This window comes from Pandoraea nosoerga, assembly GCF_902459585.1.
Classification (GTDB): Bacteria; Pseudomonadota; Gammaproteobacteria; order Burkholderiales; family Burkholderiaceae; genus Pandoraea; species Pandoraea nosoerga.
This window is the reverse complement of the sequence record NZ_CABPSC010000001.1, coordinates 482318-499974: the sequence shown is the minus strand read 5'-3', so window position 1 is coordinate 499974 and position 17657 is coordinate 482318. Positions and strand designations below refer to the sequence as shown.

The following is a 17657-nucleotide window of genomic DNA, read 5'->3' as shown; positions in this document are numbered from 1 at the left end:
GCTATCGCACGTTGATGACGCCGCGCATGCCGGCCTCGAAGTGACCGGGCTCGAGGCACGCGAAGTCCACGGTGCCCGGCTGCGTGAAGTGCCACACGAGCGTCTTGCGCTCGCCGGGCTCGAGCGTTACCGCGTTCGGTTCCTCATGCGACATGCCGGGCGTCGTCTGCATCATCTTCGCGTGCTCGGCGAGCGAGGCCGAGGTGCCGAGCATCATTTCGTGCCGGAGCTTGCCGCTGTTGGTGACGACGAAGCGCACCGTATCGCCGCGTCGCACCGTGAGGGTGGCTGGCGAGAAGCGCATCGTGTCGCGCATGTCGACGTCGACGGTGCGCGTGGCCCGCGCCTCGTCGCCGGCTTCACCGATGGCGGTTGCGCCGCCGCTGCCGTGCGACGCGTGCCGGGCCTGTTGGGCGTGTTGCGCCTGCTGCATGTGCATGGCGTGCGGATCGTCCGCAAACGCCGGTGCGGCGAACATCAGGCTGGCCGCGCACAGGGCCAGTTGCGCCGGGATGGCGCGCGCGAGGTGAGAACGAATCATGACTTGCCTCCTGTTTTGCCTGCGCCGGCAGGCGGACGATGGGAAGAGGGTAGCGCGGAGTGGCTGCCTTGCCACGGGCGGGCGACCGAGCCGCGCGGCGCGCGATACCAGCCGGGATCGCGGTAGCTCTCGCGCGGCAGGTCCGGCCGGACCTTCAGTGTGGTGAACATGCCGCCCATTTCGATGGGGCCGTAGGGGCCCGTGCCGGTCATCATCGGCAGGGTGTTTTCCGGCAACGGCATCTCCATGCCGTTCATCGATCCACCGGTCTCGCCCATTGCCATGTAGTCGGGAATGATGCGCGCGATCCTGGCGGCGATCTCGCGCTGGTTCACGCCGAGCATGGTGGGAACCTCGTGGCCCATCGGATTCATCGTGTGATGAGACTTGTGGCAGTGGAACGCCCAGTCGCCCGGCTCGGTGGCGTCGAACTCGATGGCGCGCATCTGGCCGACGGCCACGTCGGTCGTGACCTCGGGCCATTGCGCCGATGGCGGCACCCAGCCGCCATCGGTGCCGGTCACCCTGAACTCGTGGCCGTGCAGATGGATCGGGTGATTGGTCATCGTGAGATTGCCCATGCGAATGCGGACACGGTCGCCCTGACGTGCGAGCAGCGGGTCGATGCCGGGAAACGCGCGGCTGTTCCACGTCCAGAGGTTGAAGTCGGTCATCTCGTTCACGCGTGGTGTACGTGTGCCGGGGTCGATGGCGTATGCGTTGATGAGGAAGACGTAGTCGCGATCGACCGGCTGGAACGACGGGTCTTTCGGATGCGTGACCCAGAAACCCATCAGGCCCATCGCCATTTGCATCATCTCGTCGGCGTGCGGGTGATACATGAAAGTGCCGGCGCGCTTGGCTTCGAACTCGTAGACGTAGGTCTGCCCCGGCGCGATGGCGCGCTGGTTCAACCCAGCCACGCCGTCCATGCCGTTGGGCAGACGCTGACCGTGCCAATGCACGCTTGTCGCTTCGGGCAGGCGATTGGTCACGTAAAGCCGCACGCGATCGCCTTCGACGACTTCGATGGTCGGCCCGGGGCTCTGGCCGTTGTATCCCCACAGATTGGCCTGCATGCCCGGCGCGATTTCCCGCACCACTGGCTCGGCGATCAGGTGGAACTCCTTGACGCCGCCGCGCATGCGCCACGGCAGCGTCCAGCCGTTGAGCGTGACGACGGGGTGGTACGGGCGGCCGTTCGGCGGCGCGTGCGGTTTGGCGGTGCTGGCGTCGGCGCGCGAAGGGGCGTCGGGCAGGGCTGCGAGGCTGGTGCGCTCGACGGCGGCCGCGCCCATGACGGCGAGGCTCGCATCGCGCAGGAATCGTCGGCGCGAGGTCATGCGCCACCTCCATGTCGATGACTCTGATGCGTGGGCAACGGTTGCGGCGACGTCGGCACGGCGTTGCCGGGCGTCGGCGCGAGAGCGGGCTGCGATGTTGGGGCACGCGCGGTGTCCGACGTGGCGCCGGCTGCGTGCGCCGCGCCAGGGTCGCCGCCGCCGACGCTTTCGCGCAATGCGGCCTCTGCGAGCCAGTAGTCGGCGCTCGCGTCGACGTAGGCGAGCACCGTGTCGCGCTGTTCGCGCGCGTCGTCGAGCAGATCGAACACGCTCGCGAGCATGCCGTTGTAGCGCAGCAGCATTTCGTCCGAGACCCGCCGGCGCAACGGGAGCACCGTGCTGCGATAGTGCTCGGCGATCTCCCAGGCGGCGAGCGCCTGGGCGCGCCGCGTGCGCACGTCGGCCCGCGCGGCCACGGCCGCATCGGCCAGCCGGTCCAGGCTTTGCCGGTAGCGGGCTTCGGCGCCGGCCACGCGCGCGCCGCCCCAGTCGAAGAGCGGCACCTCCAGCGAAATCTCGTAGCCGCGCTCGTTGGGCGAGCCGGTGGCGCTGTTGTCGCGATACGCCGTGTCCAGTACGTTGACGAAGCGCGTGGTGCGCGTGAGGCCGAGGTCGCTCGCCGTGGCCGCCAGCGCGGCGCGTGCGGCGTGAATGTCCGCTCGCTCGCGCATGGCTTGCGCCTCGGCGTGGGGCCAGCCGGGCCGGGTGGTCGGGAGCGCGGGCAGCCGGTCCGGCAGCGTGAAGTCCAGTTGCCGGCCCCACAGGCCCATTTGACGCGCAAGGTGTTCGCGCGCGCTGCCGGCCTGCTCGCGTGCTCGGGCGAGCCGCGCCGCGGTATCGGCGTACACGAGGTTTGCCTGCAGGCGTCGCATCGCGCTGAAGTTGCCGGCGCGGGCCATGCCGTCAGCCAGCTCGCTGGCAGCCTGCGTGGCGAGGCGCGTCTGCTCGAGGATGCGGACGCGCTCGTGCGCCGCGACGGCTTCGATCCACGCGCGCCGCGTGAGCGTGGCCTGCGCGACGATGGCCTGCGTTACCTGCGCCTGCACCTGCGCGAAGCGCCGCGCCTCGACGCGCGAGGCGAGCGGCAGGGTAAGCAGACGCACGACGTCGAGTCCCCAGGTGCGCTCGATGCCGACGTCGCCGCCGCCCTGCACGCGCTGGAACGAGAAGCGGGGATTGGGCAGGCGTCCGGCTTGCACAAGTGAAGCTTCGGCGATGCCGAGTTCCGCGTAGGTCGCCTGCAGGCCGCGGTGGTTGAGCAGCGTGAGTTGCACGGCGTCGTCGACGTCGAGCGGTTTGGCGAGCAAGGCGTCGCGTGCCTGCGCGAGCGCCTGGGCCGCCGCGTCGTCGCGGGCCCAGACGGCGGACTTGCCGAGGCGTTGGTGCGCGGCATCGGCGACCGCGGCAAAGCCGCCGTCGTCGCTGAATGTCGCGCAGCCGGACAGGACGAGCGCGGCGGTAAGGGCTGCGGCAAGCGTGGCAGTCAGCGTGGCGGGAGCAGCGGGAGCAGCGGGAGCAGCGGGGGCTGCGGGGGCTGCGGGGGCGGTCGGCGCGCAGCGATGCGCTTGCGCCGACGTGCCCACAGGACCGGACGCCGTGGCGCGAGCGCCGCGCGCATGGGCGAGACGCGCGACGTCAGGGTAAGGCAGCGAGGCGTTCATTGTGAACCTCCTGCGGCGTCATGGCCGGCGTGCGCGCCGCGGTGCCCCGCATGAGCGTTCGCGGTGGCTTCCGCGGGCGGCGGTATTGGCGTTGCGTGACCCATCGCGGCATGGTCGAGAGCGCCGGCGCTGGCGTTGTTGGCGCTATGAGCGCTATGGGTGCTGTGGGCGCCCGCGTGTGCGCCGCGCGACCCATGCGTTGCCGTCGATGGGGAAACGTCGGCGTTGATCTTTCGCCAATCGGTGGCGGGAACCGACAACGGCGGCCTTGCAAAGTCCTGCAGCACGGTCGCCGCCGGAGGGCCGGCGGGGGCGTCCGGCGAGGCAGCGTCGCGGGTAGTCGACGACTCGGCGCCCTGTGCGAGCGTCGGTTCGGGAGATGGCGCGCCGCTGGCCACATCGGCCCCGCGGACGCCGTTCGCGCTGAAGGCGGGCGCTGGCCCCGTGCTCCACAGCGATAGCGCGACGGGCACGATCCACGCGCGCCGCCGGAAGAGATGCAATGTCATCGAAGACTCGTCCAGATAGCGAGACCGGCGGCCGCGCGTCGTCGACGCGGGCCGCGCGGCATCGCACGTTTATCTGAGGGACGGACGCGGCGTGCGCGCGGCGGGCATGCAATGCCACTGACGTGCAGGCAAACGAAATCCGTCCAGCGGGGAACAGACGGCATGCGCGCTCAGAGGGCCGCCCGCTTCAACACGACAGGAAGCGAAGATCGGCGCGGTGCGCAACCGTCACGCGGCGAGCGATTTGGGAGGACGTTCTGGAACGGCGACGATGGCGCTGGCGGCCGTTGTGCGCAGGAAGGGAATGGCAGCCGAGGGGCCGGTGTCGGGAAGACGAATGGCCATGCTGGGCGGAAGTGCCGTGCATGCCACGCATGCAGCACACGCGGAACAACTCGTGTGGCCCGCCGCATCGTGCGCGGCCAGCATGCCGGGTGTCGCGCCGTGGTCGCCGGCAGAGGCGGACGTTGTCGCAGAAAGCGCGTCGTCGTGATGAGAAGACGGCGGCGTGGCCGCGTTGCCGTCGCTCACCATTGCGTGAGGCATGCCCGTGAGCGCGGCGTGGCTCGTCCGGGTTTCGGCAGTCGGGGCACCTGGCGCACCCGGCGCACCTGGCGCGCAATGCGTGCGCAGCGCGGCCATTGCCTGCAACGGCATGGTCACGCACAACAGCCACAGCACGAGGAGTTTGCGCCAACGATTCATGCCGCGCAGTCTAGCACCGCCCGTGCGCCGCTCGCAAATTGGCCTGTTCCTGTATCCGCGTCAGCGCGGCGCGCCGGCAACACGGTGCTACGCGGGCTCACTGCTCGAACAGGTGGAATGCCTCGAAGTGGGTGCGTCGCCGCGAGAGCGCGACGAGATTGACGATGCACACGGCGGCCACCAGCACGAACAGCGGCGCCGAGACTTCAAGCGTATCGCGTGCGAGCAGCGAGACGAGCGTCAACGCGAGCATGATCGCGAGCAGAAGCCGGTGCAGCCACGCCGCGAGACGCAGATGGCGCTCCGATTGCGCAACCAGCACGACGAGGGAGACATAGAACGGCGCAGCGATCAAGGCGAGCACGCATAACGCGAGCACGATGCCGAGCACGCTGGCCAGGCGCTCGCCGCTGGACGCGCTCGATTGCACGCCGACGACCGTGGCGGCAGCCAGGTAAAGCAGCATCAGACCATCCAGAACGATTGCGAGTCGGGTCATGACATCTCTCCGGCCATCTCTTCGCCTGTCTCTTCAGCCATCCATACGCCCGTCCATTCGCCCGTCCATTCGCCCGTCCATTTGCCCATCTCGCCGGCCATGGGGCGGAGGTGGCATGGCTCCGCCGGGGCACTCGAGCCGCGCGAGTGCCGCCGTCAGCGAGGCGGCTGCGCAAGGCCCGCGTGCGGCGGCCGGGCGCCGCGCGATGATGCCGTCGGGCGGGAAAGGCCCAGCCACGCCGCGGCGGCTTCGGTGCCTGCCGGTCCCGACGGCGCCTGCACGCGGTAGATCGACACGTTGCCGCGGTCGTCCACGCAGAACAGGTCGCGCTCGAGATCGGCCACGACGTCGAGCCGTTGCTGGAGCAGATAGAAGCCCAGCGGCGTGAGGTCCTGCACCAGCGCCGCGAGCGTCTCGGGGTAAAGAAACAGGTGACGAGGCCAGTGTCCGTGGCGCGACCGAAAGGCCCCGAGCGCGCCGAGCACGTGCGCCAACGTACCGCCGTGCCCGCGCAGGTGATCGATCGGAGGCGCGCCGCCGCGCAGCCCGGCAGCGGACGAATCATCGGCGGCGACGACGACGTCCGGGCGCTCGATGCCGGCCTCATCGGGCCGCAGTTCGCAAGCCTGGGTAGGGTGTCCCATGCGTCACCCCGCACGCCCGGCACGGGCGAAGGCGCACTGTGGGCGGCACGCCGGCGATGAGGTACAGGTGTCCACAAAAACCTCCGCAAACTTCCGAAGGTGAGTGCCCGGTAAGTATTGATCTTGTGATTCGATAGTTGCAGACGGCGAGCACGGATGGAATCCGCACTTTCGCTTAGTCCGTCGTCATGAGGCGGCGGCGTGTGGCCCTGCAAACGGAAACCGGCGGACCAAGCCGCCGGTTGAGGCCCCGTCGGGGCATCGCCAGCCGCGTGTACCGGCGCGGCATGGTAAGGGCCAAGAAGACTTGGCGCCAGGGGGCATTACCGTCATGCGTTGAACCGCCATCGGTTCCCGGCCGTGCCCATGCAGTTCGACTGCAGTACGAGTATAGGTCGCCCGACGCGCGCGTGAATCGGCTTTTTGGATGAGAGGCCGTCGCGCGCGAACTTACACGCGGGCGCACACTCGAATTGGCGCGAGAATCCCCCTGTGACCGTGGTTTCGTCCGCGCCGACTTTGCGATTTAATGGCAACATTCGTGGCGGCATCGCGCGTCGCGCATCCCGGCAGCACATCGCGCCATACATCGCACCCTACATCGCCGTACCCTGAAAAACATGCTAACGATGGCAACAAATTCTCTACGACGTTGGGCCCTGCTGACTTGCCTGTGTGCCGCGCAGAGCGCCCTTGCCGCCGATCAGTGCGAAGGTATCCTGCTGCTGGCCAAGAGCGCGCAGGGCGGTTTCGAGGACATCACCGGCCCGCTGGCCGCGAAAAACGAGCGCGGCGAGAGTTATCAGGCCACCTATTCGGTGCCGGGCGGCGACTGTAAGGTCTTTCGCGCGACGGGCCTCGCGCCGACTTACGAATGCGTCTGGGATTACCAGAAGATCACGCCGATGGACCTGCGCAACCAGGCGCAGTCGTTCGCCACGCAGGTCTCGCGCTGCACGCGCGGTGTGACGACCATGCGCACCACCACCACGAACGCGGCAGGCCTGCCCGCCGAATGGCAGAGCGCGAGTCGCAAGTACGCGCGTCCCGTGAACTTCACGGTCACGGCACAGGACCTCGTGACGCCGCGCGGCGAGCGGATTCGCGAGATCTCGCTGTCGGTCGAGAAGCAGGTCGAGAAGTAAGCCGCATCGCGACGCCCGCCCGGCGACGGGCGAAGCGGGGCGGTTTCCTGCCACCGCGCTCGCCGCGCCCCGGCGCCCGCGCCGTCGCCGCTCGGGGCCGGCGTCGTTTCAGGGGGCGCACCGGTTACAAACGGTTGCAGTCCACTTGACGCATTAACACTTTTTCGGTCGACGCTCGTTCGGCCGACCCGGTACAGTCATTCCTGAGGCGTATGGCATGCCTGCGATCCGCGGCGCCATGTCCCGCCCCGTGCCAACCGGTCCCACCCCAGGACCGGACGATGTCGGCCCGACGTGCCGATCCACGGCTGAACCCAAATGAGTGCCCGAATTCGCTGTTCCCTCCTGTTGCTGCTGGTGTGCGCCTACCCTGCCTGGGCCGATGGCGGGCGCGGACGCGACATGCTCGACGTGAACAAGGCTTCGCTGCGCGAAGACATCAGCCGGTTCAATGCCGACCGCGGGCGCGCTCAGGCCGCTTACCCGAACTGGGCCGCGCCGGCAGAACCGCGCGAGCGCCAGTACACGCCGCAAGGTATGCCGCGGAGTCCGCGCGGCGAAGGCGGCGGCCGTCGCGGCCGCTGAAGCCCCCTTCACGGGCTCCCTTAATCGTTTCCCTGAGTCGATTCCCTGAGTCGATTCCCTCAGTCGACTCCCCAGTCGATTCCCGACGGCCGGCCGCACCTTGCCTCTCTCCGCCCGCCTGCTTTCCCCTCCCCGTGCCTCTCCATGCCGCGCGGCACCGAATGTTGCACATGCGCAACATCGCGCGCCCTCGCTCGAGCCGGCAGCGCACCACGTCTGCTGCGTCCCGATGGTCTGTTCTCTCCGCCGGATCCGCGCCAATCGTGGCGAATGTGAGTAGTTGCTAACCGTCTGATGTAACCCATATATCGATCTCGTTATACCGGGATTAATTGTGGCGCGGATGGTCGGCCGATTTTTGTCTCCCCACCATTTCCCGGCCATCTCGTGTGGCGCATTTTTGCGCGGTGCGACAGCCTTTCTGAGCACGGCGGGGCTGTGCGAGAATCACGGCCGTTCAACAGGGAGGCGCTTCTCGAACAGGGCGCCGGCGGGTCCCCGCGCAACGCGGGAGCAGGCACACAAAAGACATAAACCAAGGAGAAGTCAATGAAGCGGAGTATGGCCAAGGGCATCGGCGGGGCCCTCGTGCTGGGCGCGTGCATGAGCGCACCGGCACTCGCGCAATCGAACGTCACGCTGTACGGTCAGGTCGACGCCTGGGTCGGTGCGGTCAAGAACCCCGGCAGCGATCGCGCCTGGACGCAGGGCGGCGGCGGGATGTCGACGTCGTACTGGGGCATGAAGGGCAACGAAGATCTCGGCGGCGGCCTGAAGGCCGTGTTCGTGCTCGAAGACTTCTTCCGTCCGCAGAACGGTCAGTACGGCCGCTTCCAGGGCGACTCGATGTTCTCGCGCAATGCCTACGTCGGCCTGCAGTCGGACACGGCCGGCACCGTCACGCTGGGCCGTCTGACCACGTCGTACTTCGTCTCGACGATCCTGTTCAACCCGTTCGTGGATTCGTACACCTTCAGCCCGATGGTGTTTCACACGTTCATCGGCCAGGCGGGCCAGGGCATCGTCGGCGACTCCGGCTGGAGCAACGCCGTGATGTACACCACGCCGAACTTCAAGGGCCTGTCGGGCAGCGTCTCGTATGCGTTCGGCAACAAGGCGGGCGAAGCCGGCCAGAACAAGTGGAGTGCGTCCGCGCTGTACTTCAACGGTCCGTTTGCCGCGACCGTCGCGTATCAGCAGGTCAAGTTCGACTCGCAGCCGGACGACATGGCCGGCATGGCGGGCTTTCGCAGCCAGCAAGCCGTGCAGTTGGGCGCCACGTATGACCTGCAGGTCGTGAAGCTCTTCGGTCAGTACCAGTACATCCGCAACAACATTACCGGCGGCGGCGTATCGGAGAACGGCGGCCAGCTCGGCGTGTCCGTGCCGCTCGGCAACGGCAAGGTGCTCGCCTCGTATGCGTACACGAAGAGCTCGGGCGCGAGCAACGTGAACCGCAAGACGTGGGCGCTCGGCTACGACTACAACCTGTCGAAGCGCACCGACATCTACGCCGCTTACATGAACGACAAGGTGAGCACGCTCTCTGGCGGCGACACGTTCGGTGGCGGCATTCGCATGAAGTTCTGACGCTGCGCGGCGCGCGCCAGCCGGGCGTGCGCCAGCGGCAAACGAGACGGGGGCAGACGCCGCTCGGCGCGTCTGTCCCCCTTTTTTTGCCTCCCGTCGCCTCCTGTCGCGTCCTGTCGCATCCCGTTGCGGGCTTCGCGTTCGAAGGCGTTTCGCACAGCGGTCTTGCGCGTCACCGTTCAGACGTGTCCGCGCTATGATTTGTGCACCGCGCAAGACGGTATTCCCGCCACTTCAGTACAAACGGAGCAGAGACGACATGACGATTCAACACGTAGGCATCATTGGCGCAGGCACGATGGGTAACGGCATTGCACAGGCCTGTGCGGTGGCCGGACTGCCGGTGACGATGGTGGACATCAGCGACGCCGCCGTGCAAAAAGGCGTGGCCACGATTGCCGGCAGCCTCGACCGTCTCATCAAGAAGGACAAGCTCACGGCGGCCGACAAGGAAGCGGCGCTCGCGCGCATTGCCACGTCGACCGACTACGCCGCGCTTGGCAAGGCCGACATCGTGATCGAAGCGGCCACCGAGAATCCCGACCTGAAGATCCGGATTCTCAAGCAGCTCGAGGGCGTGGCCAAGGAAGGTGCGATCGTGGCGTCGAACACGTCGTCGATCTCGATCACGAAGCTCGCGGCGGTGCTCGCGAAGCCCGAGCGGTTCATCGGCATGCATTTCTTCAACCCGGTGCCGCTCATGGCGCTCGTGGAAATCATTCGCGGCCTGCAGACGAGCGACGAGACGCATGCCCGCGTCGAGGCGCTCGCGCGCCAGCTCGGCAAGTCGCCGATCACGGTGAAGAACGCGCCGGGTTTCGTCGTCAACCGAATTCTGGTGCCGATGATCAACGAGGCGTTCTTCGTGCTGGCCGAGAATCTCGCAACGCCCGAAGAAATCGACGAGGGCATGAAGCTCGGCTGCAACCATCCGATCGGGCCGCTCGCGCTGGCCGACATGATCGGGCTGGACGTCTGCCTCTCGGTGATGAACGTCTATTACGAAGAGTTCGCCGATTCGAAGTATCGCCCATGCCCGCTGCTCAAGGAGATGGTCGCCGCCGGCTATCTGGGGCGCAAGACGGGGCGGGGCGTCTACACGTACTGAGCGACTCCGCGTGCGTGGCCGCTTTCGATGGCTTTCGATGGCATTCGGCCGCGCATGGCCCCGGACGACGGCGGCGCGACCGCGCCGCCCGGGGCGCGCGCCACGGGCCTCAGAGGGCCAGCCGTCTGCGCGTGTCGTCGTATTCGCGCTTCAGGCGGGCGATGATTTCCGCGGCGGGGCGCACGTCGTCCATCAACCCCACGCCTTGCCCCGCGCCCCAGATGTCCTTCCAGGCCTTCGCCTTCGAGAAGTTCATGGCGGTCTTGTCTGCCGTGGGCAGGTTGTCGGGATCGAGCCCCGCGTTCACGATGCTCTGCCGGATGTAATTGCCCGAGACGCCGGTGAAGAGATTCGTGTAGACGATGTCGTTGGCGCTTGCGTCGACGATGGCCTGCTTGTAGTTCTCGCTCGCGTTGGCTTCGCTCGACGCGATGAACCGCGTGCCGATGTACGCGAGATCGGCGCCCATGGCCTGCGCCGCAAGGATCGAGCCGCCGTTGGCGATCGAGCCCGAGAGCACGATCGGGCCGTCGAAGATCTTGCGCACTTCGCCCACGAGCGCGAACGGCGAGAGCGTGCCCGCGTGCCCGCCGGCGCCGGCCGCCACCAGAATCAGGCCGTCGACGCCGGCTTCGAGCGCCTTGTTCGCGTGCCGCAGGTTGATCACGTCGTGCAGAACGATGCCGCCGTAGCTGTGCACGGCGTCGAGCACTTCCTTGGGCGGCGCGCGCAGGCTGGTAATGAAGATCGGTACGCGATGCTCCACGCACACGCGCACGTCGTGTTCGAGACGTTGATTCGACTGATGCACGATCTGGTTGACGGCGAGCGGGCCGACCACCGCGTCGGGATTGGCGGCCTGGTATGACGCCAGCTCCTCGGTGATGCGCGCGAGCCAGTCTTCGAGGATCTGCGGCTCGCGCGCGTTGAGCGCGGGGAACGAGCCGACGATGCCGGCCTTGCACTGCGCGAGTACCAGCTCGGGGTAGCTCACGATGAACATCGGCGAGGCCACGACGGGCAGCGCCAGGTTTTGCAGAATCTTCGGAAGGGCCATGAAGTCTCCTTGGTCTGGGCGTTCACGAGGGACTCGCGCGGCGCGCGCATCTCGGCTTGCGACGCACCACGGCAGGCCGCGCCGTTTCGCGAACGATCGTTCGATTATAGGGGGATTCGCGCGCCGGCCGGGGGGCGGGCACTCGAAGAAAGCTTCGGTTCCGCACAGGCGTGCGCGCGGTATCAGGGAAAGTCCCCTTGGGGGGCCGCGGGGCGCACATCTACGATGAAGTTGCGTGCCAGGCGTTGTCCGGACACCGGAGACGCAAGGACGGGTGCCGCGTTAGCGACCGTGGCGCTCGCCCGGCACGTCACGTCCTCAAACGCCGCCTGCCCTTACCGGCAAGCGGCGTTGTTTTTTGGGGCGCGCCTCATACGGCATGCAACATGCCCGCGTCGGCATCGACGCGCAGCGCACCGGCCCTTGCCAGTTCGTCGACGAGCGTGTCGAGCAGCCGCGGCCACGCCGAGGGCGGCGCGAGCATTGCCGCTGCGCCACGCCACGCGCGCGCGGTGTCGAGCGTCGCTTTGAGCGTCGCGCGCGGCATGTCGCCTTCGGCCATCAGACGGAACACGATCAGTACCTTGAGCGCGTTGCGCGCATTGCGCGCCGGGTCGCCGCGCAGATAGTCGAGGCGGCTGCGCGCGGCGGCGAGCGCGCCGTCGATGTCGCCGAACGGCTGGCCGTGGCCGGGAATGACCTGCGCGACGTCGAGCTGCTCGATGAGATCGAGCACCGCGGCCTGTTCGGCGAAGCCCGACTCGCCGTCGAGTTCAGGGAAGATCACGCCGAAGCCGCGCTCCCACAGGGCGTCGCCCGAAATCAGAATGCCGTCGGCGGCGTTGTAGAGCATGAGCGCGTGCGGGTCGTGGCCCGGCGCACCAAGCACCAGCCACTCGTGCTCGCCAAGCGTCATGGTGTCGCCGGGCGAGAGCGTTTCGTCGAACGTGAAGCGCGCGCATTGCTGGCCGGTGGCGTCGAACGACAGGCGCTGTGCGTCCCAGTGGCGGACCGATTCCGCCTCGGCGGCGGGCACCCAGGTACGGCATCCGTAGCGGGCTTGCAGGGCGGCGTTGCCGCCGCAATGATCGGAGTGCAGATGGGTGTTGATCAGCCGCGCGAGCGGCTGGCCGTGCGGCAAGGCATGTGCGACGAGCGCGAGCGTCTGTTCCGAATGCGAGACGTAGCCGCTGTCGACGAGCGCCGGCTCATCGCCGAGAAACAGTACGTTGTTCGATGAAAGCCAGCCGCGCTCGAACACGCGCAGCCCGTCGGGCAGAGCAGGCGAGGTCATGGGCGTATTCCGTGAAGTAACGCGTGCGGCAGGCCGGTCAGGCCGGCTTGGGGCACACGAGGATCTTGGCCGTGGCGACGATCACCGTCTCGCCGCGCTGGTTCGTCGCGTCGCCCTCGAGCGAAACGATGTCGCCCGCGAGCTTCTCCTTCCACACGCTCTCGGTGACGGTCCAGCGCACGGTGACGTCGTCGCCGGCACGCACGGCGCGCCGCAGCTTCATGTCGAATTCGAGGCCGAGCGGCTGCGCCGTCTTCGAGTAATGCGTGGCGAGCAGCGCCGCGAGATACGACATCTGCTGCGTGCCCGACGAGATCAGGCCGCCGAAGCGCGGGTCCGCGGCGGCGTATTCGGCGTCGAGATGCAGCGGGTTGAAGTCATGCGCGAGCGTGGAGAACTCGCGGATCGACGCTGGCGAGAAGTGGTGCGTGGCGCAGAACGTTTCGCCGACGGCAACGATTTTTCCCATAGGGCTTTGCGAATACGCGTTGAGGGTTGCAAAGGTGCGCGCAAGCCGGCGGCATCTGCGCGCGGCGTGCTCAGGGGCCTCAGGGGCCGTTGGCGCCCGCGTCGTCCGCGCCGGCGTCGTCCGCCCGCACGCGGCGATGCGTCGCCGGCGGCTCGGCGTTGGCCTCGCGTCGCCCGGGGAGCAGCGACCAGACGCGGCGCTTGTCGTCGTCGGACATCGCCGACCAGGCGGCGATCTCGGCGAGCGTGCGCCAGCAGCCGGAGCACCAGCCCGTGCCGGGGTTCATGCGGCAGACGTTGATGCACGGCGAGGGCACGGGCGAGGCGGCGCGCGCGCAAGGGGGGCTCGGCGAGGTCATGGCGAGCCTTACACGGCCAGGCCGAGCCTGTCGGCCTTCTCGCGCAGCCGGGCGTGAAAGCGCGCCTGATCGACGATGACGCGCTCGTGCGTGCCGGCGCTCACCTTGTCCTGGCCGTCCCAGGCCTCGACTTCGAAGCGCAGCGTGCGGCCGGCGATGTCGACCAGCTTGCCGCGAATGCGCAGCGTATCGCCGGCCGGCGTCGCGGCCAGATGCGAGAACGACACGAGCGTGCCGAGCGACTGCTCGCGCGGCCAGTCGAGGTACGGGCGGATCGCCTGCAGGCACGCACACTCGAGAATGCCCGCGAGATAGCCCGTCGCCAGCACGGCCGGCATGTCTCGGCACAGTTCCACGTCGTCGTAGAGCTCGGGCACCACGGCCTTTCGCGGCACGCGGTAGGTCCACTCGAAGGTCAGGCCCGGGACCAGTTCGGGACTCGGCATGGCTTGTCTCCTTGTGTCGTGCTTCTGGCGAGAGGCTGCCTCAGTCGCGCAATGCAACGTCGACCACGGGCGCGCCCGTCATCGCCACGAGTTGCTGCGGCGTGAGGTTGAACACCGCGTGCGGGTGGCCCGCCGCGGCCCACAGGCTCGTGAGCTTGAGCAGGTCCTCGTCGATCAGCGTGACCGGCGAGACGACGTGCCCGATCGGGCTCACACCACCTATGGAGTAGCCGGTCTTTTCCTTGACGAAGCGGGCGTCGGCGCGTGCCAGTTCGCCGACTTGCGCGGCGACTTTCTTCTCGTCGACGCGATTGGCGCCGCTGGCGATCACGAGCACCGGCGTGTCGTCGGACGCGCGACGGAAAATGATCGACTTGGCGATCTGCGCGACTTCGCAGCCGAGGCCGGCCGCCGCTTCCGCCGAGGTCTTGCCGGTGGCGGGCAGCAGCACGATGGGCTGGTCGTGTCCCATGCCCGCCAGAAGACGGGCGACGTGGCGGGCCCCTTTGGGGAGATCCTGTTCGCTGGCAGTCGCGGTTATGTGCGGTGTCTGGCTCATGGTAGGGTCAGGCGTGTCGGTTCATCGGGACGTGTGGACGTGCGGAGGATGTCAGGCGGTGGCGCCGTCCCGCAGCTTCGCCAGCATGGCGCGGCCCACGCGCGAAGCGTTCTGGCGGCCGATGGCCTGCGAGATGAAGTCGCCCGTGCGCACGACGGCGTCGAGATCGATGCCGGTCTCGATGCCAAGACCTTGCAGCAGGTAGAGCACGTCTTCGGTGGCCACGTTGCCGGTCGCGCCTTTCGCGTAGGGGCAGCCGCCGAGGCCGGCAACGGACGAGTGGAAGATCGAGATGCCGGAGAGCAGCGCGGCGTAGATATTCGCCGTCGCCTGACCATAGGTGTCGTGGAAGTGGCCGGACAGGCGCTCGATCGGGAACACTTTGGCGCAGGCTTCCATCACTTCGCGCGTGCGCGCGGGCGTGCCCACGCCGATGGTGTCGGCAATGTCGATCTCGTCGCAGCCGAGCGCGGCGAGCCGTTGCACGACGTCGACCACGCTGGCCACGGGCACTTCACCCTGATACGGGCAGCCGAGCGCACACGAGATGCTGCCGCGCAGACGCAGGCCGGCGTCCTTCGCGGCCCGCGCGACCGGCTCGAAGCGCGCAATGCTCTCTTCGATCGAGCAATTGATGTTGCGTTGCGAGAAGGCTTCGCTTGCCGCGCCGAAGATCACGACCTCGTCGGCCCGGGCCGCGAGAGCCCCTTCGAAGCCGCGCATGTTGGGCGTGAGCACCGAATAGATGGTGCCGGGGCGGCGCTCGATGCGCGCCATCACCTCGGCGCCGTCGGCCATTTGCGGCACCCATTTCGGCGACACGAACGAGGTCGTCTCGATATTGGCGAAGCCAGCCGCCGTGAGTCGGTCGACCAGCGCGATCTTGATGTCGGCGGGCACCATCTGCTTTTCGTTCTGCAGGCCGTCGCGCGGGCCGACTTCGACGACTTTCACGCGCTTGGGCAGCGACGTCGGGGTAATGGACATGGAGGTCTCCTCGGTGTGTTTCGGGGCTGCGTGCGGTGCGTGGCGGCTCAGTAGCCGCGCGCCAGATCGACGACGCCCGTAATGGTTTCGCCGCGCTCGAGGGCGGCGATCTTGCCCGCAATCTGCGCGACGGTTTCGTCGCGCAGCGTCAGGGCCGAAATGTGCGGCGTGACCGTAATGCCAGGCGTGCGCCAGAACGGGTGCCCGGCCGGCAGGGGCTCGGTGCGGAACACGTCGAGCGTGGCGCCGGCGATCTGGCCGCTTTGCAACGCGGCGAGCAGATCCTCTTCCACGAGATGCGCGCCGCGCGCCACGTTGATCAGGAAGGCGCCGGGCGCGAGCTTCGCGAACAGGCGGGCGTTGAGCACGTCGAGCGTGTGCGGCGTGAGTGGCAGCAGGTTGACGAGAATGCGTGCGCCGGACACACAGGCCTCGAAGCCCGCATCGCCGTGATGCAGCGCGATGCCGCTGTCATCGCGGCGTTCGCTGCGGCTCCAGGCGCGCACCGGAAATCCGAACGATTTGAGCGCGCGTGCGACGTGCGAGCCCAGCGTGCCGTAGCCCAGCACGGCCACAGAAAAGTCCGACAGCCGGTTCGGCTTGAGGAATTTCCATTGGGCCTGCGACTGCTGTGCGTCGAATTCGTCCAGCCGGCGAAAGTAACGCAGCGCGGCGGCGCTCACGTATTGCGCCATCTGGTCGGCCATGCCGGCGTCCTCCAGACGCACGAGCGGCACGCCGGCCGGCAGGCGCTGCGCGCCCTCGCCCTGCGTGCCGAGCACGCCGTCCACGCCGGCGCCCAGGTTGAAGATCGCCTTCAGACGCTCGCGCGGCCGCAGCACCTCGGCGTTCGGCTTCCAGAGCACCAGGTAATCGGCGGCGGCGCTGTCGCCGGGCTGCCAGCCGCGAATGCGGGCGTGCGGCAGATGCTCGGCGAGGCCGGTTTCGTAGGCGGCGGTCTTGCCGTCCGGGGAAAAGATCAGGATGTCCATGAATGCGGCGGGTGCAGTGGGCGCGAATACGTATGGGGCGATGCAAATCCATGCCCGACGGCGTTGCCGGCTCGCGCTGGCCGGTGCGGCGTGGGGCGCGGGGGAGCGCAGGCGGCCGGGCGGCCGGGCGGCGCTTGGCCGGCCGCAGCCGTGCGAACGCTGCTCGCTGTTCGATGCAAAAAACCACCGAGCCGCCGTGGCGGTCGTTCGGCCAGCGGCCGACTGTCCCGGCGCGTCCCGCGCCGTGGTCCGATCGGCTCCGGCGAGGCCGCGTCGACTCGATTTACGTTAACGTCAAGTGTAACGCAGCTTGTGCCCTGGCGCGTATCGGGCGGGGCCCTGACGGACCTGGGGGCGCCTCGAGGGGGCGCGTCGGCCCCAACGCGGGAGGGGGACGCTGGCGGCGATGGCGAGGATAGTGTGAGGATAGGGTGAGGATAGCGTCGGGAGAGAGCGGGGATAGTGCAGATAGCGCAGATAGCGCCGTCAGTCGTTGGCCGCCGTCCGCAGCGTGGTGAGGCCCACGGCGAAGTTATGGCTGTCGTCGGCCACCCAGACTTCCCCGTCCTGAATCGTGCACTGCAGGCGCATCGAGCGCGAAGCCAACGCGGTAAGCGCTTCGGCCGAAGCGTCGTCGAGCATGCGCACGGTCAGGTTCTTCAGCCGCGTGACCTGGGGTTCGGTGGTCTGCCACCAAATCGCGGCGGGCTTGCCGCCATATGCCAGCACATCGACATGCTCGGCGCGGCCCGCCGCCTTGACGAGGCGCCGCGCGTCGGGCTGTCCGACGTCGATCCAGCGCACGATGTCGTTGCCGAAGTCGTGCTCCCACAGGTCGGGTTCATCGGCCGTGGAGAGCCCCTTGCCGAACGAGAGTCGCTCGCCGGCATAAAGCATGAACGCCAGCACGCGCACCATCATGCGCTCGTCGGTCTCCGACGGATGACGCGCAATGGTCAGGCCATGAGACGCGTAGTAGTGGCGATCGAGGTCGGTGATCTGCACCTCGGCCTTGTAGATGGTGGCTTTCAGTGCCATACCGGGAAACCGCAGGGTTGAGGAAAGCCGCAAGCATACACCAGTGCCCCATCGTGGACTCCGCCCGATCGCGGGAAGTGTACTGCGCGCCGGTGATGGCAAAACGCGGCGCATAGCCGTGCCGGAA

Annotated in this window: 18 protein-coding genes; 4 read left to right on the top strand and 14 right to left on the bottom strand. The window is 68.1% G+C overall.

All coding sequences use genetic code 11. From position 1 onward, the window contains the following. Window position 1: 1 nt before the first annotated feature. From PNO31109_RS02285 to PNO31109_RS02265, 5 genes are all read right to left on the bottom strand, one after another. The gene (locus PNO31109_RS02285) at window positions 2-541 is read right to left on the bottom strand and encodes a cupredoxin domain-containing protein (protein ID WP_241013707.1); all 540 of its coding nucleotides are present in this window, start codon (window positions 539-541) and stop codon (window positions 2-4) included. Beyond that, the gene (locus PNO31109_RS02280; RefSeq protein ID WP_150553996.1) at window positions 538-1884 is read right to left on the bottom strand and encodes a multicopper oxidase family protein; all 1347 of its coding nucleotides are present in this window, start codon (window positions 1882-1884) and stop codon (window positions 538-540) included. Before PNO31109_RS02280 ends, PNO31109_RS02285 begins: the two co-directional genes overlap by 4 nt. Continuing rightward, entirely contained in the window at window positions 1881-3545 is a 1665-nt protein-coding gene (locus PNO31109_RS02275; protein WP_150553995.1) for a TolC family protein, read from the bottom strand. Before PNO31109_RS02275 ends, PNO31109_RS02280 begins: the two co-directional genes overlap by 4 nt. Before the next feature lie 1311 nt (window positions 3546-4856). Further along, entirely contained in the window at window positions 4857-5258 is a 402-nt protein-coding gene (locus PNO31109_RS02270) for a hypothetical protein (protein ID WP_150553994.1), read from the bottom strand. Window positions 5259-5413: 155 nt separating this feature from the next. Next, window positions 5414-5902, bottom strand: a complete 489-nt coding sequence (locus tag PNO31109_RS02265) for a hypothetical protein (protein WP_150553993.1) — start codon at window positions 5900-5902, stop codon at window positions 5414-5416. A 629-nt stretch (window positions 5903-6531) separates the two neighbouring features. Here PNO31109_RS02265 and PNO31109_RS02260 point away from each other — a divergent pair. The 4 genes from PNO31109_RS02260 to PNO31109_RS02245 all read left to right on the top strand — a co-directional run bounded on the left by PNO31109_RS02260 (window position 6532) and on the right by PNO31109_RS02245 (window position 10330). Further along, entirely contained in the window at window positions 6532-7047 is a 516-nt protein-coding gene (locus tag PNO31109_RS02260; RefSeq protein ID WP_150553992.1) for a hypothetical protein, read from the top strand. 318 nt (window positions 7048-7365) lie between these two features. Next, the gene (locus PNO31109_RS02255; RefSeq protein WP_150553991.1) at window positions 7366-7632 is read left to right on the top strand and encodes a hypothetical protein; all 267 of its coding nucleotides are present in this window, start codon (window positions 7366-7368) and stop codon (window positions 7630-7632) included. Between the two features lie 549 nt (window positions 7633-8181). Beyond that, the gene (locus tag PNO31109_RS02250; protein ID WP_150553990.1) at window positions 8182-9222 is read left to right on the top strand and encodes a porin; all 1041 of its coding nucleotides are present in this window, start codon (window positions 8182-8184) and stop codon (window positions 9220-9222) included. A 259-nt stretch (window positions 9223-9481) separates the two neighbouring features. Then, window positions 9482-10330, top strand: a complete 849-nt coding sequence (locus PNO31109_RS02245; protein WP_150553989.1) for a 3-hydroxybutyryl-CoA dehydrogenase — start codon at window positions 9482-9484, stop codon at window positions 10328-10330. A 109-nt stretch (window positions 10331-10439) separates the two neighbouring features. Here PNO31109_RS02245 and PNO31109_RS02240 read toward each other — a convergent pair whose 3' ends face one another. The 9 genes from PNO31109_RS02240 to PNO31109_RS02200 all read right to left on the bottom strand — a co-directional run bounded on the left by PNO31109_RS02240 (window position 10440) and on the right by PNO31109_RS02200 (window position 17530). Further along, window positions 10440-11387 carry an NAD(P)H-dependent flavin oxidoreductase gene (locus PNO31109_RS02240; protein WP_150553988.1) on the bottom strand — a complete coding sequence of 316 codons (948 nt, stop codon included), beginning with the start codon at window positions 11385-11387 and terminating at the stop codon, window positions 10440-10442. Window positions 11388-11757: 370 nt separating this feature from the next. Further along, the gene (locus PNO31109_RS02235) at window positions 11758-12681 is read right to left on the bottom strand and encodes an MBL fold metallo-hydrolase (protein WP_150553987.1); all 924 of its coding nucleotides are present in this window, start codon (window positions 12679-12681) and stop codon (window positions 11758-11760) included. 37 nt (window positions 12682-12718) lie between these two features. Continuing rightward, the gene (locus PNO31109_RS02230; RefSeq protein WP_150553986.1) at window positions 12719-13150 is read right to left on the bottom strand and encodes a MaoC family dehydratase; all 432 of its coding nucleotides are present in this window, start codon (window positions 13148-13150) and stop codon (window positions 12719-12721) included. A gap of 79 nt (window positions 13151-13229) precedes the next feature. Beyond that, window positions 13230-13508, bottom strand: a complete 279-nt coding sequence (locus PNO31109_RS02225) for a DUF1289 domain-containing protein (protein ID WP_150553985.1) — start codon at window positions 13506-13508, stop codon at window positions 13230-13232. Between the two features lie 8 nt (window positions 13509-13516). Further along, window positions 13517-13954, bottom strand: a complete 438-nt coding sequence (locus PNO31109_RS02220; protein WP_150553984.1) for a thioesterase family protein — start codon at window positions 13952-13954, stop codon at window positions 13517-13519. Between the two features lie 40 nt (window positions 13955-13994). Then, entirely contained in the window at window positions 13995-14513 is a 519-nt protein-coding gene (locus PNO31109_RS02215; RefSeq protein WP_150553983.1) for a YbaK/EbsC family protein, read from the bottom strand. Window positions 14514-14564: 51 nt separating this feature from the next. Continuing rightward, window positions 14565-15500: a hydroxymethylglutaryl-CoA lyase gene (locus tag PNO31109_RS02210; RefSeq protein ID WP_150553982.1), complete on the bottom strand. Its 936-nt coding sequence runs from the start codon at window positions 15498-15500 to the stop codon at window positions 14565-14567. 47 nt (window positions 15501-15547) lie between these two features. After that, complete coding sequence (locus PNO31109_RS02205) at window positions 15548-16492, bottom strand: 2-hydroxyacid dehydrogenase (RefSeq protein WP_150553981.1); 945 nt, start codon at window positions 16490-16492, stop codon at window positions 15548-15550. Window positions 16493-16978: 486 nt separating this feature from the next. Next, entirely contained in the window at window positions 16979-17530 is a 552-nt protein-coding gene (locus tag PNO31109_RS02200) for a YaeQ family protein (RefSeq protein ID WP_150553980.1), read from the bottom strand. Window positions 17531-17657: the final 127 nt, after the last annotated feature.

Bases quoted from the DNA above. Each gene is read 5' to 3' on its own strand.
- PNO31109_RS02285 (WP_241013707.1), bottom strand. From the start codon at position 541: ATGATTCGTTCTCACCTCGCGCGCGCCATCCCGGCGCAACTGGCCCTG.
- PNO31109_RS02280 (WP_150553996.1), bottom strand. From the start codon at position 1,884: ATGACCTCGCGCCGACGATTCCTGCGCGATGCGAGCCTCGCCGTCATG.
- PNO31109_RS02275 (WP_150553995.1), bottom strand. From the start codon at position 3,545: ATGAACGCCTCGCTGCCTTACCCTGACGTCGCGCGTCTCGCCCATGCG.
- PNO31109_RS02270 (WP_150553994.1), bottom strand. From the start codon at position 5,258: ATGACCCGACTCGCAATCGTTCTGGATGGTCTGATGCTGCTTTACCTG.
- PNO31109_RS02265 (WP_150553993.1), bottom strand. From the start codon at position 5,902: ATGGGACACCCTACCCAGGCTTGCGAACTGCGGCCCGATGAGGCCGGC.
- PNO31109_RS02260 (WP_150553992.1), top strand. From the start codon at position 6,532: ATGGCAACAAATTCTCTACGACGTTGGGCCCTGCTGACTTGCCTGTGT.
- PNO31109_RS02255 (WP_150553991.1), top strand. From the start codon at position 7,366: ATGAGTGCCCGAATTCGCTGTTCCCTCCTGTTGCTGCTGGTGTGCGCC.
- PNO31109_RS02250 (WP_150553990.1), top strand. From the start codon at position 8,182: ATGAAGCGGAGTATGGCCAAGGGCATCGGCGGGGCCCTCGTGCTGGGC.
- PNO31109_RS02245 (WP_150553989.1), top strand. From the start codon at position 9,482: ATGACGATTCAACACGTAGGCATCATTGGCGCAGGCACGATGGGTAAC.
- PNO31109_RS02240 (WP_150553988.1), bottom strand. From the start codon at position 11,387: ATGGCCCTTCCGAAGATTCTGCAAAACCTGGCGCTGCCCGTCGTGGCC.
- PNO31109_RS02235 (WP_150553987.1), bottom strand. From the start codon at position 12,681: ATGACCTCGCCTGCTCTGCCCGACGGGCTGCGCGTGTTCGAGCGCGGC.
- PNO31109_RS02230 (WP_150553986.1), bottom strand. From the start codon at position 13,150: ATGGGAAAAATCGTTGCCGTCGGCGAAACGTTCTGCGCCACGCACCAC.
- PNO31109_RS02225 (WP_150553985.1), bottom strand. From the start codon at position 13,508: ATGACCTCGCCGAGCCCCCCTTGCGCGCGCGCCGCCTCGCCCGTGCCC.
- PNO31109_RS02220 (WP_150553984.1), bottom strand. From the start codon at position 13,954: ATGCCGAGTCCCGAACTGGTCCCGGGCCTGACCTTCGAGTGGACCTAC.
- PNO31109_RS02215 (WP_150553983.1), bottom strand. From the start codon at position 14,513: ATGAGCCAGACACCGCACATAACCGCGACTGCCAGCGAACAGGATCTC.
- PNO31109_RS02210 (WP_150553982.1), bottom strand. From the start codon at position 15,500: ATGTCCATTACCCCGACGTCGCTGCCCAAGCGCGTGAAAGTCGTCGAA.
- PNO31109_RS02205 (WP_150553981.1), bottom strand. From the start codon at position 16,492: ATGGACATCCTGATCTTTTCCCCGGACGGCAAGACCGCCGCCTACGAA.
- PNO31109_RS02200 (WP_150553980.1), bottom strand. From the start codon at position 17,530: ATGGCACTGAAAGCCACCATCTACAAGGCCGAGGTGCAGATCACCGAC.